The organism is Rhizobacter sp. AJA081-3 (genome assembly GCF_017795745.1).
Lineage (GTDB): Bacteria > Pseudomonadota > Gammaproteobacteria > Burkholderiales > Burkholderiaceae_C > Piscinibacter.
In genome coordinates this window covers 2,603,651-2,617,427 of sequence record NZ_CP059067.1, presented here as the reverse complement: position 1 = coordinate 2,617,427, position 13,777 = coordinate 2,603,651, and the positions used below count along the sequence as shown (strand labels likewise).

General features: G+C 69.6%; 11 protein-coding genes and 1 pseudogene. 4 read left to right on the top strand and 8 right to left on the bottom strand.

Translation table 11 applies throughout. The features are described from left to right. Positions 1-160: 160 nt before the first annotated feature. The 4 genes from HZ992_RS12440 to HZ992_RS12425 are packed head-to-tail and all read left to right on the top strand — an operon-like array spanning position 161 to position 5,233. Positions 161-2,848: a choice-of-anchor D domain-containing protein gene (locus tag HZ992_RS12440; protein ID WP_209386936.1), complete on the top strand. Its 2,688-nt coding sequence runs from the start codon at positions 161-163 to the stop codon at positions 2,846-2,848. Continuing rightward, positions 2,845-3,075, top strand: a complete 231-nt coding sequence (locus HZ992_RS12435) for a DUF4266 domain-containing protein (protein WP_209386935.1) — start codon at positions 2,845-2,847, stop codon at positions 3,073-3,075. Before HZ992_RS12440 ends, HZ992_RS12435 begins: the two co-directional genes overlap by 4 nt. 49 nt (positions 3,076-3,124) lie before the next feature. Further along, positions 3,125-4,252, top strand: coding sequence for a DUF3570 domain-containing protein (locus HZ992_RS12430; RefSeq protein WP_209386934.1), 1,128 nt, complete (start codon positions 3,125-3,127; stop codon positions 4,250-4,252). Positions 4,253-4,258: 6 nt separating this feature from the next. Next, positions 4,259-5,233: an FAD:protein FMN transferase gene (locus HZ992_RS12425; protein WP_209386933.1), complete on the top strand. Its 975-nt coding sequence runs from the start codon at positions 4,259-4,261 to the stop codon at positions 5,231-5,233. 30 nt (positions 5,234-5,263) lie between these two features. Here HZ992_RS12425 and HZ992_RS12420 read toward each other — a convergent pair whose 3' ends face one another. The 8 genes and pseudogenes from HZ992_RS12420 to HZ992_RS12390 form a co-directional block, all read right to left on the bottom strand. Beyond that, complete coding sequence (locus HZ992_RS12420) at positions 5,264-5,950, bottom strand: winged helix-turn-helix domain-containing protein (protein ID WP_209386932.1); 687 nt, start codon at positions 5,948-5,950, stop codon at positions 5,264-5,266. Between the two features lie 164 nt (positions 5,951-6,114). After that, entirely contained in the window at positions 6,115-6,591 is a 477-nt protein-coding gene (locus HZ992_RS12415) for a nuclear transport factor 2 family protein (protein ID WP_209386931.1), read from the bottom strand. 51 nt (positions 6,592-6,642) lie between these two features. Then, positions 6,643-7,008 carry an alpha-hydroxy-acid oxidizing protein gene (locus tag HZ992_RS25740; RefSeq protein ID WP_245213446.1) on the bottom strand — a complete coding sequence of 122 codons (366 nt, stop codon included), beginning with the start codon at positions 7,006-7,008 and terminating at the stop codon, positions 6,643-6,645. Positions 7,009-7,041: 33 nt separating this feature from the next. Beyond that, a pseudogene (locus HZ992_RS25735) lies at positions 7,042-7,435 on the bottom strand (alpha-hydroxy-acid oxidizing protein); the annotation flags it as partial. A 99-nt stretch (positions 7,436-7,534) separates the two neighbouring features. Next, positions 7,535-8,764, bottom strand: a complete 1,230-nt coding sequence (locus tag HZ992_RS12405; RefSeq protein WP_209386930.1) for a choice-of-anchor D domain-containing protein — start codon at positions 8,762-8,764, stop codon at positions 7,535-7,537. Between the two features lie 908 nt (positions 8,765-9,672). Further along, on the bottom strand, positions 9,673-11,502 hold the full coding sequence (locus HZ992_RS12400; RefSeq protein WP_209386929.1) for a xanthine dehydrogenase family protein molybdopterin-binding subunit: 1,830 nt from the start codon (positions 11,500-11,502) through the stop codon (positions 9,673-9,675). A 9-nt stretch (positions 11,503-11,511) separates the two neighbouring features. Then, entirely contained in the window at positions 11,512-11,712 is a 201-nt protein-coding gene (locus tag HZ992_RS12395; protein WP_209386928.1) for a hypothetical protein, read from the bottom strand. A gap of 317 nt (positions 11,713-12,029) precedes the next feature. Beyond that, positions 12,030-13,703 carry a cytochrome ubiquinol oxidase subunit I gene (locus HZ992_RS12390; protein ID WP_209386927.1) on the bottom strand — a complete coding sequence of 558 codons (1,674 nt, stop codon included), beginning with the start codon at positions 13,701-13,703 and terminating at the stop codon, positions 12,030-12,032. Between the last annotated feature and the right edge of the window lie 74 nt (positions 13,704-13,777).

The following is a 13,777-nucleotide window of genomic DNA, read 5'->3' as shown; positions in this document are numbered from 1 at the left end:
TGGCCCTTGCTGGATACCGGGCGACGCACCGCTCGCGAAGCGGCAGCGCATCACTTTCCGGTGAAACAACGCGATGCATCCCCTACGGCTGCACGAACGGGCCCGAGGGCAGCATCGGACCGTGTCCATGAACTGCGCGGCGTCGAGCCGCCCAACGACGATGACCTGCCTGTCCGACCTTCGGTCGCACCCGAGCGCCCGCCGCACGGCCGCCGCGACGTTGCGCCGCTTCCTCGCGGCGATGCTGCTGCTGGCCGGTGCGGGCCACGCACTCGCGCAGGATGCCGTGCGCGGCAAGATGCTGTACGAGACGCCCGCCGGCAACGAGTCGCGGGCGTGCTACCAATGCCACGGCTTCGTGCCCGCGGCGGGGCCGGTCACCGGCGTCATCGCCAAGGCGGCCGGTCACCCCGAGGTCATCCAGAGTGCCATCGACCGCAACGTCGGCGGCATGAGCTACTTCAAGACGATCTACAACGCCTCGCAACTGGCCGACATCGCCGCCTACCTCGGAAACCCGGCCGCGGGCCGCGTCACGGCGCCGTCGACACTGCCGACGATGTCAGCCACACCGGCTGTCCTGAACTTCGCCACGACCTTCGGCACCGAGCCGGAACGGCAGGCGTTCGTCCTGAGCAACGACGGCGGCGCCGGCGCGGCCTACGCGACCATCGTCTCGATCGTGCTGAGCGGCGCCAACCCGTCCGACTTCACGCTCTATGCGGTGGCGACTCGCAACGGCTGCGCCCCCAACCTCGTCGTCTTCGCCGGCACCGCCTGCTCGCTGACCTACGGTTTCAACCCGCAGGCCGTCGGCACTCGCAGCGCGACAGTGACGGTGACACACACCGGCCAGAACAGCCCGCTGCGCCTGTCGCTCTCCGGCACCGCCAGCGCAGCGCCGCAGGCCTCGATGACGCTCAACGCGAACAGCCTGAGTTTCCTGCCGCAGACGGTGGGCACGACCAGCGCGGCGCAGACCGTCACGGTCGGCAACAGCGGCTCGGCGCCGTTGCTCGTGTCGCAGGCGCAGCTGACGGGCACGAACACGACGGACTTCGCCCTGGGCGGCAGTTGCATCGGCGCCGGTTCGCCGGCGTCGGTGCCGGCCGGCGGATCCTGCGCGCTGTCGGTCACCTTCGCGCCGCGCGGTGCGGGCACGCGCAGCGCCGGCATCAGGCTGACCACCAACGCGAGCACACCCGACGCGACGGTCGCGCTGTCCGGCTCGGGCACCGACGTGCCGTCGCCGGTGGCCGCGCTCGCGCCCACGACGGTCGACTTCGGCGACGTCGGCGCGGGCGCGACCTCGCCGGTGCACACGGTTGCCCTGAGCAATCGCGGCAGTGCGGCGCTGGTGGTGCAGGGCATCTCGGCGAGCCCCGCCGCGTACCAGGTCACCCACGACTGCCCGGCCAGCATGGCGACCGGCGCCTCATGCACGATCAGCCTGCGCCTGGCTCCGGGCGCGGCGGGCGACGCGGCGGGGACGCTGACCGTATCGACAAATGCGGCCGGTTCGCCGCAGCGCGTCGCACTCACCGGCCGCGGGGTGGCCGCCGGCGCCGCGAACCTCGCGTGGTCCGGCTCGGTCGACGGTGTCTTCGCGGGCGATGTGCGCGTAGGCTCGGTGGCGCCGGCGAAGACCTTCACGCTGGTCAACCAAGGGCCGGGCGCCGCGACGCTCGGCACCTTCCGCGTGCAGGGTGCCGTGGCCGCGTCGGAGTTCCCGCTCGGCGGCACCTGCAGCGCCAACCAGACGCTCGCCGCAGGCGCCAGCTGCACTGTCTCGGTGGCCTTTGCGCCGGCGCATGCCGGGGCGCGCAGCGCTACGCTCAGCGTGGCGACGGTCAGCGGCACCGTGCCGCCCACGATCGCGCTGAGCGGCCAGGGGCAGGGCGCTGCCGGCGCCGCGCTGTCTTGGTCCGCGACGTGGCTGAAGCTGCCCGACGCCCAGGTCAACGCCGCGTCGCCGGAAGCGCAGGTCTCGCTGGCGAACACCGGCACGGCCGCCGTCACGGTCCGCGAACTGAAGCTGTCCGACCCGGCACTGCGTGTGCGGGTCGCCGCTGGCGAAGGTTGTGGCGCACTGCCGCTGACGCTCGCGCCGGGCCACCGCTGCGCGCTGGTCGTGACGGTGGACACGGCGCGCTCCGCGTCGATCAAGGGCGAGCTGAGTCTCGTGGCCAGTGACGGCGTCGTCGCCGCGCCGCTGCCGATCGAGGCGGCCGTCATGGCCGAAGCGGCGTCGTCGGGTGGTGGCTGCACGCTGGTCGACGGGTGGGCCGCGTTCGATCCGGCCCTGCCGGCCCTCGTGATCGCAGCGGTCGCCGTGCTCGCGTGGCGCCGCCGCAAGGCGTGTGGCGCGCTGGCGGCGCTGGCGCTGGCCTGTGCGCAGCCGCCGGCGCAGGCCCTGCAGGTCGGCGAGCAACTGCCGTCGGTGTCGATCGACGGCGCCGCAGGTCCGCGCCCAGTCGTCGACGGCAAGGCGCGCCTGACCTATGTCGACTTCTGGGCCTCGTGGTGCGGCCCGTGCCGGCAGTCGTTTCCGTGGATGAACGAGGTGCTGACGAAGTACGCCGCCCAGGGGCTGCAGGTGGTGGCCGTCAACGTCGACGTGAAGCGGCAGGATGCCGAGGACTTCCTCGCGCGCCATCCCGCTCGCTTCCAGATCGGCTTCGACTCGGCCGGTGTGCTCGCGCGTCAGGCCGGCGTGAAGACCATGCCGACCTCACTGCTGGTGGATGCGACGGGCAAGGTGCTGTTCGTGCACCACGGCTTCCTCGAGCGGGACCGGGCCGCGCTCGAGTCGCGAATCCAGGCCGCGCTGCGCGGAGCCACGCCATGAGGCACGTGGCGAACGGCGCGGCCATCGCCATCCTGGCGGCAGGCCTGCTGTCCGGCTGCGCCGGCCTGGAGGCCCCGCCGGCCTGGGACAAGGGCCTGCTGGCACGGCCCGAGATGTCGATGAGCTGGGACCCGCTCGGCCAGGCGTTCCGGCAGCACATCCACGAGAGCCGGGAGGCCGCCTCCGGCGGCGCACGCGTGGGCGGAGGTGGTTGTGGCTGCAACTGACGCGGAACACGTGCCGGCCCCGGGGCCGGCCGACGGCGGGCGCGGCGCGATGGTCGGCTCGATCGTGCTCGCGGCCATGGCGTTGCCGGGCGTTGCGGAATTGTCGCCAGCGCACGCCGAATCGCGGCCCGATCGCGGAACCGTGAGCGTGCGGCTGCTCGGCTACCAGGACTGGCAGCCCGGGCTGCGCCGCACCCGCGTTCTGGCGCCGGCATTTCGTGTGCAGGCGCCGGTGGCGGACGATTGGGCCTTCGAGGGCGGCGTCACCGCCGACAGCGTCTCCGGCGCGAGCCCGCGCTACCACGCGGCGATCTCGGGCGCGTCGCGCATGAGCGATCAGCGCCGTGCCGGCGACCTGAAGGTGACGCGCTACACCCAGGACGTCACCGTGTCGGCCGGCATCGCCGGCTCGTCGGAACACGACTACCAGTCGCGCGCCGGCTCGCTCGAAGCAAGTTGGAGCAGCGCTGATCGCAACACCACCTTGCAGGCGGGAGTCGGCGCCTCGAACGACCGCATCGATCCGGTCAACGGCGCCGTGGTCGGCGCTCGCCGCCGCACGCGCGAACTGTCGTTCGGCATCACACGCGCCCTCACGCGGGCCGACCTCGTGCAAGCGACGGTGGCGCGCAACGTCGGCGCCGGCTACTACAGTGACCCGTACAAGCTCCTGGACGAGCGGCCGGACGCGCGCCGTCAGACCGCGGTGCTGCTGCGCTGGAACCACCATTTCGAAAGCCGCCAGGCGACCGTGCGGACCAGCTACCGCGCCTACCAGGACTCGTTCGGCATCCGCGCGCACAGCCTCGAAGGCGAATGGCTGGCGCCGATCACACGGGCCGTCGGCCTGCAACTCGGTGCGCGGCTGCACAGCCAGACGGCGGCGAGCTTCTACGTCGGGCCGACCTACGACCCGGCGCTGGGCGCGCCGTACCCGCTCGGCTACGACAGGGACAACCCGCCGCGATACATCACCGTTGATCAGCGACTGTCCGCGTTCGGTGCCGTGACCCTGGCCATGGGCCTGTCCTACGCCGTCGACCCGGACTGGACCGTCGACAGCCGGTTCGAGTTCTACCAGCAGCGCACGCAGTGGGCGAACAGCGACGCGACGGCCGAACCCTTGCCGCGGCTGCGCGCCGTGTCGGTCCAGCTCGGCGTCAGCCACCGCTTCTGAACGCCCATGGCCGCCGTGTCGAACACGGAGCACGCCGACGAGGTATCGGTCAGCTTCGAGGCCATGGCCTGCGACGGCGAGATTCGCCTAGCCGGCCTCGCGCCACAGTCCGCCCGCCGGCTGGCCGAGTCCGCCGTGGCCGAGGTGCGCCGAATCGAGGCCAAGTACTCGCGCTTCCGGGCGGACAGCATCGTCAGTGCGATCAATGCCGCGGCCGGCAGCGGCCGCGCGGTGGCCGTCGATGCAGAGACCGCCGGCCTGCTCGACTTCGCCGACGGGTTGCATGCGATCAGCGGCGGTTGCTTCGACATCACCTCCGGCGTACTGCAAAGCGGTTGGGACTTCCGCCGCGGCCGCATCCCCAGCCGCGACGAACTTGAGTCACTGCTCGGGCGGGTCGGCTGGGAGCACACGCGCCTGCGCAGCGACGCCGAGCCGGTCACCGTCGAGCTGCTGCGGCCCGGCATGTCCATCGACTTTGGCGGCTTCGGCAAGGAATACGCCGCCGACCGCGCCGCCAGCGTGCTGCAGCGCGGCGGTGCCGTGCACGGCTGGGTCAACCTCGGCGGCGACATCCGGCTCATCGGGCCGCGCCCTGACGGATCGCCCTGGCGCATGGCGATCCGCCATCCGCGGCAGGAGGACCGCATGCTTGCGTCCATCGCGATGTCGCGCGGCGCGCTCGCGACGAGCGGCGACTACGAGCGCAGCTTCATCGGCTCCGACGGCCAACGCCATTGCCACGTGCTGGATCCGCGCGACGGCTGCCCGGTCCGCCACTGGCAATCGGTCAGCGTCGTGGCCTCGAACTGCTCGGCGGCCGGTGCGCTCACCACCATCGCGATGCTGCTGCGCGAGCACGCCATCGACTTCCTCGACGCCCAGGGGGTGCGCTGGCTGGCGGTGGATGCCGAGGGTCGCATCCACCGCTCCGCCGCTGCTGCCGAGGACGGCTGGCTGAAGATCGCGCCGGGCGCGTGAGGCGCCGGAGGTGGCGCGAGCCCGCCGGCTTCAGCGCGTTTCGGTGACGGCGACCTCGACCGAACGCTCGAGCAGGTAGCCGCCGCCGCGCACGGTGCGGATGCACGGGACGGCGAGCTTGGCGCGCAGGCGCGCCACGTACACGTCCACGGCATTGCTCACCGGGCTTCCCGACGCGTTCGGCAGGGCCTCCATGATCATCGTGCGCGCGACGACGTTGCCGTGCGACTGCGCGAGCACCAGCAGCACCGCCATCTCGGACGGGGACAGGCGGATCTCGCGCCGCTCGTGCTGCACCACGAGGCGGTCGCGCACGACGCGAAGCCGCACCGGTTCGTCCGCGCCGTGGCGGCGACCCTCCTTCGGGATGGCCAGGCGCAGCACGCGCTGGCGCAGGTCGTCGGCCCGGTACGGCGCGATGAGCACCTCGCTCGCGCCAGCGGACTGCAGGGCCTGCACTTCGTCGCAGAGCACACCGTCGGTCGTCACGAGGATGGGCGCGCCGGGCTTCATGCGGTTCAGCCAGGCAACGCGGTCGACGCAGGGGCCGACCGCACCGCTGTTCTTGACGACGAAGAGTTGCGCGAACTTGAGGTCCGACGCGCTGGGGTTCATACGATCGCCCAGCAGCATCAGGGTCGAGTAGCCCAGCGTCTGTAGCGCCGAGCGCTCGATCTCCACCACCTCCGGGTTGTCTGCGATCAGGACAATCTCCAAGTACCCTCCGGGACGCTGAGTGCTCTCATGCTCGGATGTTGGCGTGCATCCCTGCGCGATGCACAGACTGCCCGCAGGCCCCGAGTTCAGGCGCTGCGAAGGGTAGGGACGCGGCCGTTTCAGGAACGTCTCAGTGACGGGCCGTGCGCGACAGTCGATCGGCCCTAGAACATGCCATTCGGATTCGCCGCGGTTGAGGTATCCGCGACGTCCTGACGGACATCCCAGTGCTCGACGATCTTCCCGTTCTGGAGCCGAAAGATGTCCATGATCGCGACGCCGCGGGTGTCTGGCTCGCGGACGTTGTGGACATGAAGGATCACGAAGTCGCCGTCGACGAACACGCGAACGATGTGGCTGCTGTCGTGCGGGAACTTGCTGCGCAAGAGCGCGAGGAACGCCTTCAGGCCGTTGCGGCCGTCCACGGCGCTCGGGTTGTGCTGGATGTAGCGTTCGCCGAGGAAGTTGGCCGCCGCATCGAAGTCCTTCCTGTTGATCGCCGCATCGTAGAAGTCGAGCACGACCTGTTCGTTGCGCTGCTCCTGCGGCGAGGGTGTTCCGCGCGCCGACGCGGCGCCGGCATCCGAGACGGCGCCGAGGAGCGTGGAGGCAAGCAGCGCGGGCAGAGTCTTGTTTTTCATGGCGAGTCCTGTGGGTTTCTGGTGGCGCGGCGATGGCCGTTTCGCCGCAGTTCAGGCGTCCTGCATCGCGGTCGTCGACCATCCGCGTACGGTGGACACGGTCTGTACGCCGGCTCCGCGCAGCGACGCCAGCGTCGGCGCGCCCAGCAGCGCCATCACGCGGTGGAGCTCGTCTGCCAGCAGCGACAGCAAGGCGGCCGCACCGCGCTCGCCGTCGGCCGCCAGGCAGTACAGCAAGGGCCTGCCGAACAGGACGGTAGAGGCGCGCGGGGCCAGCGCCTTGGCGATGTCGCCACCTCGCCGCACGCCGCCATCCAGCAGCACCGGCACATGTCCGCCGGCAGCTTGCCGTACGGCAGGCAGCGCGCGCAGTGAGGCCATTGCACCGTCGAGCTGCCGGCCGCCGTGGTTGGACACGATGAGCCCGTCGACGCCGAAGCCCGCTCACCGGGGCGCCCACCGTCAGGACCAGCGCGCCGCAGTTCGCAGCCTGTGCACGATCCAGCATCTGGCCGGTCGAGTCGGGCGCCTGCATCACGTACAAGTGCAGCCACAGCTCGGCATCAGGCATGGCCTCGCGAACGGTTTCGAGCCGTTCGTTCGACGCGGTGGACAGGATGAACGGCACTCCCGCGCCGTCGGCGGCACGGGCCAGCGCGATGTCCCCGCCCGGGCGGATCAGTCCATTCAGGCCGGTCGGCGCGGCCGCCATGGGCGCCGTCCAGCGACGGCCGGACAGGGTCACGGCCGCATCGACGGTGGATGCGTCACGCAGCACCCTGAGCACACAGGCCAGTTCGCCGAAGGCGGATCGATTCGCGCGCAGGCTGCATTCGTCCTCGGCGGCGCCGTCGACTTAGTCGAACACGAAACGCGGCAGGGCCTGGGGCGCCGCCCCTCGCCAGTCTTCGACCGTGACCCGGGTCACCATCGCGATGCCCCATCATTGCGTAGGGTCGGCGTCCGAGCTCATCGCGTCTTGGGCGTTGCGCGGAACATCCGTTCGGCGCCGCCAGATCAGCGACGCGGCGGCTCCAGCGATCAAGAGCAGGAGGCTGGGGTCCACGTCGCCGCCAGTCGCCGCCACCGTGCAGCCGCCGCCGGTTGACTGGACAGGCGCGTTCGGGTTCGTGAGGATGCCCGTCGCGGGCGCCGGTGCAGGTGCAGGTGCCGGTGCAGGTGCAGGTGCAGGCGCAGGTGCAGGTGCAGGTGCAGGTGCAGGTGCAGGTGTAGGTGCAGGTGCAGGTGCAGGTGCAGGTGCAGGTGCAGGTGCAGGTGCAGGTGCAGGTGCAGGTGCAGGTGCAGGTGCAGGTGCAGGTGCAGGTGCGGGTGCAGGTGCCGGATTCGTTGTGTAGGGGGGCGGCCCCACGTGCGAGAGTTCCGGCGTGCCCGGCGGTGGTACCGGCGTCACGAGACCTCGCGTGCCGGAGCCGGTCAGCGCGAGTTCCAGGGGCCCTGCCGAGGCCGCGGTTTGCACCACGACTTTCGCGTCGTGGGCGCCGGCGCGTTGCGGCGTGAACGTCACGCGCAACTGGCAGTTGCCGGGGAGCTTCGAGTCGAACCATTCGCGCGCACCGCGCATCACGAACTGACCGCCATTGGCCGTGCACGAACCGGCGAGCTGGAAGGCGCCCGCGTCGCTGCCTTGCAGGCTGATGCCGGTGAAGCTGGCGTCGCCGGCCGTGAAGTTGTTCAGCAGAACCCCCCGTGCTTCGCTGGCCTGTCCGACAGCTTGCTGCCCGAAGTCCAGCGCCGAGTGGCTGAACACGACACCGGGCGATGGCGCCGCGACGCCGACGGCGCTGAGCGGGAAGCGCACCACACCCGCGTAGTCGGACAGCGAAACGATGAAGTCGGCCTGCTGTGCGCCGACCTTGGTTGGCTGGAACGCGACCGTGATCGAGCAGGTCTGCCCCGGGTAGACCACGATGGTCTGATAGCACGTCAGACCATCCGCCTCGGCGTAGGTCACGAAGTTCCGGTCCGGGTTGTTCTCTTGCGTGACGGTTCGCACCGCGAAGTAGGACTGGCCGGTGTTCTTGATGTAGAGCTTCGCGGCACGGCTGACGAAGCCGATCGGGACCGCACCGAAGTCCGCACCATCCATCGACGGCACGGCGACCGGCCCGGTCCCCTGTCCCAACGCGAGCGCGGGCAGGGTGATCACGGTCATGCAGGAAAGGGCACGGACACTTCGGGTCAGGAAACGGGGAGACATCACGATCGGGTCCTTTGGTGGATGCGAGGGGCGTCGAATGACGTTTGGCGCAATCTCGCAGGCATCGAGGCGACTCGTCGTTAGGGTTGTGTCGATGTATTCCGGGTCGCGCGACTCCAAACGACAGCGGCGGAAGGCGCTTCGCGCGTTCGTCCATGGGTGCCGGAGGTGATCGACAAGGATCCTGCGTCGCGCGCATGGCCCGGTGGCGATATGGCCACGCTCGCCGGGCTCTCGAACCGTTGCAACGATGACGGCCGCTGAGATGCCGCCGACGCGACCGGTGAATTCCTGCCTCCCGACCACAATCGTCTTCGCGATCCTGGCTGCGCCCTGGTCAGGCGAGGTCCCGGTGTCGAGGAGCGCTGGACCCTGTGGATCCGAGTCGACGGCATTGGCCAGGACCTGCTTTCAGAGATGCCGAAGCCACAGAACACCATGAACGAGCATGACCACGCGGCGTGAGCATCACCAACGGACGAGATGCTATCGCCCTCGACGAATGGGGATGCGACGGTGGTCCTCCGCAAACGCACCCTCAGACGCCGGGACTGTTCGTCGAAGAGTCTTCGTTCCAGTTGCCGTGCACTTCATATTCCTGCCGGCCGTAAGGACGAGTCGAGTCCGGGCTGGGCGGCACGGTTGTCGCCATCCAGTGGCGATGATGCTGGCGGCGGACAAGTGCGCCTCGTCACTGACCCTGTCGGCTCTCGACGCCGTTCGGGGAAAGGGTTGCGTGGATGTTGACTCCGTCTGCCTACGCAGTTGCCAGTGTGTTGCATCGACCAGTTGAATCCGCCGGCCTGAGGTGCCTCAACGGCAAATGTCTTTTCGATCTTCATGACGGGTTCGGCCGGTGGCCTTCAGTCGAGTTTGCCGAGGGCGCGCAGCACCGTCTCGGGCGTGATTGGCAGCGAGTGGATGCGCACGCCGATGGCGTTGTAGGCGGCGTTGGCGATTGCGCCGGCCGGCGTGATGAGGCAGCACTCCGACAGGCTCTTGGCGCCGAACGGGCCCGAAGGCTCGTTCGACTCGATGAAGATGCACTCGATGCTCTTTGGCATCTCGCAGGCGGTGGGCATCTTGTAGTCGAGGAAGTCCTGCGTCAGGCAGGCCCCGGTCTCGGGGTCGAACTGCGTGTGTTCCATCAGCGCGTAGCCGATGCCCTGCTGCACGCCGCCTTCGACCTGCCCTTCGGCGCCCAGCGGGTTGATGACGCGGCCGATGTCGTGCGCGTAGACCACGCGCTCCACGGTGACCACGCCAGTGTCGGTGTCGACCTCGACCTCGACGAACATCGCGCCGGCGGGAATCGGACTCACCGTCGGGTTCAGGCTGGTGCTGCCGATCAGCGTGCCGCTTCGAGCATGCTGGGCGACCTTCAGCATCTTGACCTTCAGGTCGGCGGCGGCGGCGCGGATGGCGCCGCCGGCCGCGTGCGTGCCGCGGCTGGCATGCATCGGCGCGACGAAGGGCACGTTGCTGGTGTCCACGCTGCCGGCCATGCGCACCTGATGCAAGGGGATGCCCAACTCCTCGGCCACGATCTGGCAGAAGGTGGTGTTCTGGCCGCAGCCGATGTCCATTGCGGCCGACGCGATGTCGGCCGAACCGTCGGGGTTGAGCTTGACGATCGCACCCGAGTGTTCGTAGAGGTCGGGCTGGCCGGTGCAGTTGGAGGTCCAGGTCGGCACCGAGCCCAGGCCGATGCCGCGCTTCTTCACGCCGGCGCCGCTGCCCGCGGGCTTGCGCTGCGCCCAGCCGATGCGCTCGGCACCCTTGCGCAGCGCCTCCTCGTAGCGGTAGGTGGTGAAGTCGGCCGGGAAGATCGGGTGGCGCTCGCCTTCGCGGTGCGCGTTGCGGATGCGCAGCTCCACCGCATCGATGCCAAGCTTCTCGGCGATGGCGTCCATCTGCTGCTCCACCGCAAACGAAGCCTGCGGTGCGCCGTAGCCGCGAAAGCCGCCGCTGATGACGTTGTTGGTATAGACCGAGCGGCCTTCCCAGCGCCGGTTGGGGCAGCGGTAGGTGTACATGAAGCCGAACAGGCCATGCACCGTGATCACCGTGGAGCCATGCGTGGCGTGCGCGCCGGCATCCAGCGTGCTGATGGCGGTGCGCGCGGTGAGCGTGCCGTCTTTCTTCACGCCGGTTTTCAGCTGCACCTGGAAGGGGTTGCGGTTGCTGGTGGCAAATTCCTCGGCGCGTGTTTGTTGGATGCGCACCGCGCGGCCGGTCTTCAAGCTCATCAGCGCGGCCAGCGGCTCCATCGGCCCCATGTCCAGCTTGCCGCCGAAGCCCCCGCCGATATAGGGCGACTTCACCGCACGCACCTTGCTGACGGGAATGTCCAGCACATAAGCCAGCTTCTCGCGGATGCCAAAGAGGTGCTGCAGCGAGCTCCACACCGTGACATGGCCGTTGCGGTCGGTATCCACCACGCACACGCGCGGCTCGAGGTAGCAGGTGTTGACGCGCTGCGTCTCGAACGTATCTTCAAAGACGAAGTCGGCCTCCTTGAAGCCCTGCGCCACGTCGCCCGTTTCGAACAGCGCCTGCTTGGCCAGGTTGCCCGGGCCGCGTTCGTGCAGCTGCGGCGCGCCCGCGGCCAGCGCATCGTCCACCGTGAAGACGGCGGGCAGCTCCTCGTACTCCACCTCGATCAGGCCGAGCGCGCGTTCGGCGATGTCCACCGTGGTGGCTCACACGCCGGCCACCACCTGGCCGCAGAAGCGCACGTCGCGGCTGAGCACGCGCAGGTACTGGATGCAGCCGAGCGCCTCAGTGGGCATGTAGAAGATGGGCGAGTAGACGCGATCGAGCACGTCGTCGGGCGTGATGACGGCCTTCACGCCCGGCAGCGCCAGCGCCGTCTTGATCTTGAGCTCCAGCTGCCTCGCCATGTTGAGCTGCACGGCCGCACCATTTCCCGATCAACTCTGGCAAGCCACGCCAGCGGTTCTCTCTGCGCGCTTTGCGATAGGCAGCCATCTCGGCAGGCCTTGGGCCGAGCGCCGAGCGCGACGTTCCGCCGGGCTGCCCATGACATGCCTTGCCTTCGGCGGCGGGCGTCCTTCAGGGATTCGGCGCTCCCCGCCGACCCGTTGACATAGCGCCCGCGCGGCTGCGTCAATCGCACGCGTGGGCCGCTCCTGCGGCGCCGCCGCACCGGCGCGGCGCATCGAGGCAGTGTCAAGACGGCGGCGAAGCTGCCGCGCGATCAACGGCGCCGCAGCTGAACGCGCGGCCTGAACACCGTGTCCTGCCACGCCCGGCCGCGCCGCCTCCACCCCGGGGCATGCCGCAACAACGTGCGCCACGCGCCGGCGTCCAGCCATCGGCGCACGTGCGCGCGAAAGTTTGTGGCCGCGGGCGCCGTCGCCCACAGATGGCGTGCATCTAGCCAGTGAGCCCGGTCTGGGCCGGCCAGCAGAATCGAGCGCAAGGCGACGATGAAGACGGACGAGATCGCCGCGCCCGCCAGCGACATCTGCAGCAGGTTCAGCTCACCGCCGCGCGTACTGTGCATGATGCTGGCTGCTTGATGCACCGAGAAGCGCCCGTAGATGACCCAGGGCTGGCGGCCGACTTCAGCCACCACCCAGCCGCAGAGAATGGCAATCCAGGGCAACGGCGCAGCCCACACCAGCGCACGCATCAGCCCCGGAAGTCTTCCTTCGCGCAGCCGGCGCCGGCGCAGGAAAGCCAGCGCCGTCAGCGCCAGGCAGATGAGGCCGCTGGCGACCATCGCGCGAAAGGCATAGAAGGTGACGGCCACCGGTGGGGCCGCCGCTTGCGCCACCGCCTGGGCACGTTCGGCGGCGGACAGGGTCGCCCACTTCTCCAGGCCGTACCGCTGCGCCACCACAGGGCGCAGCGCCTGCAGCGCCTGCGGGGTGATGCCCGCAACACCTTCGACCTTGCCGCCGCTTTGCTGCGCGAGCTCGAGCCACGCCAGCTCCTGCGCGAGTTCGTCCAGGCCCGCAGGCGAGCCCTCCTGTCCTTCAATGAGCAGGCCCATCAATCCGGCAATGGCCAATTCGTCGCGATTGATGCGCGCTTCGTCTTCAGGCCGCGCCCACAACACGAGCGGTGCGTCTACTTGCCCGTTGCGCCAGTGCGCCTCGAACGCGGCGAACTTGAGCGGCTGCAGCTTCGCCACACCCGAAGCACTCATGTGCCCGCTCAGGAGCACGGCCAGTGCGGCGCCGAAGCCGATCCACACCGCCACGCCGACGGAGACCCGCGCCACCGAAGCATGCCGGCGCAGCCGCTGCCAAAGCCCAGCCAACGCAAAGATGAAGAACGCGCCGCTCAGCATGGCCGCGGCCAGCGTATGCGTGAGCTTGTGCAGCGCCATCTCGCTGAGCAGCAGCTGCCAAACCGACTGCACTTGCCAGCGGCCCTGAATCTGCGTCAACTGCCCTGGATTCTGCATCCAGGCGTTGACCGACAGGATGGTCCAGGCCTGCACGGACATCACCGCCAGCAGCAGCCAGCCGATCAGCGCCAGCACGGGGCTCGCCAACCAGCCGCGCAACCAGGTGATGGCCAGCATCGCCAGGATCATGGGCCAGAGAATCGCGCCTTCGATGGCAAAGACGCGGGTGAGCACGGGCTCGGCCTCATGCAGGTAATAGGCCCAGTGGTCGCTCAGCTGCCAGCGCAAGGGGTAGCCGGTGATCATGCCCGTGGCCCACACCAGCAACAGGATGCGGCTCCAGAACGCCGCCGCACGGGCCAACGTCAGGCGTCGGCTCATGGCGTGCGCCGTCTGCAGGATATTGATGCCCAGCAAGAGCCCAAGGGACAGGGGCACGAAGAGGAAGTGGAAGCTCAAGCTCATGCCGAACTGCCATCGCGCCAGATACTGTGGTAAGAAATCGGGGGTCATGAGAACGCATCCGGTGGTACTCCGGTGCTGCGTGGCAGTCCGGGGAGCGCGAGGCTCGCGCTCGAGTGCAGCTC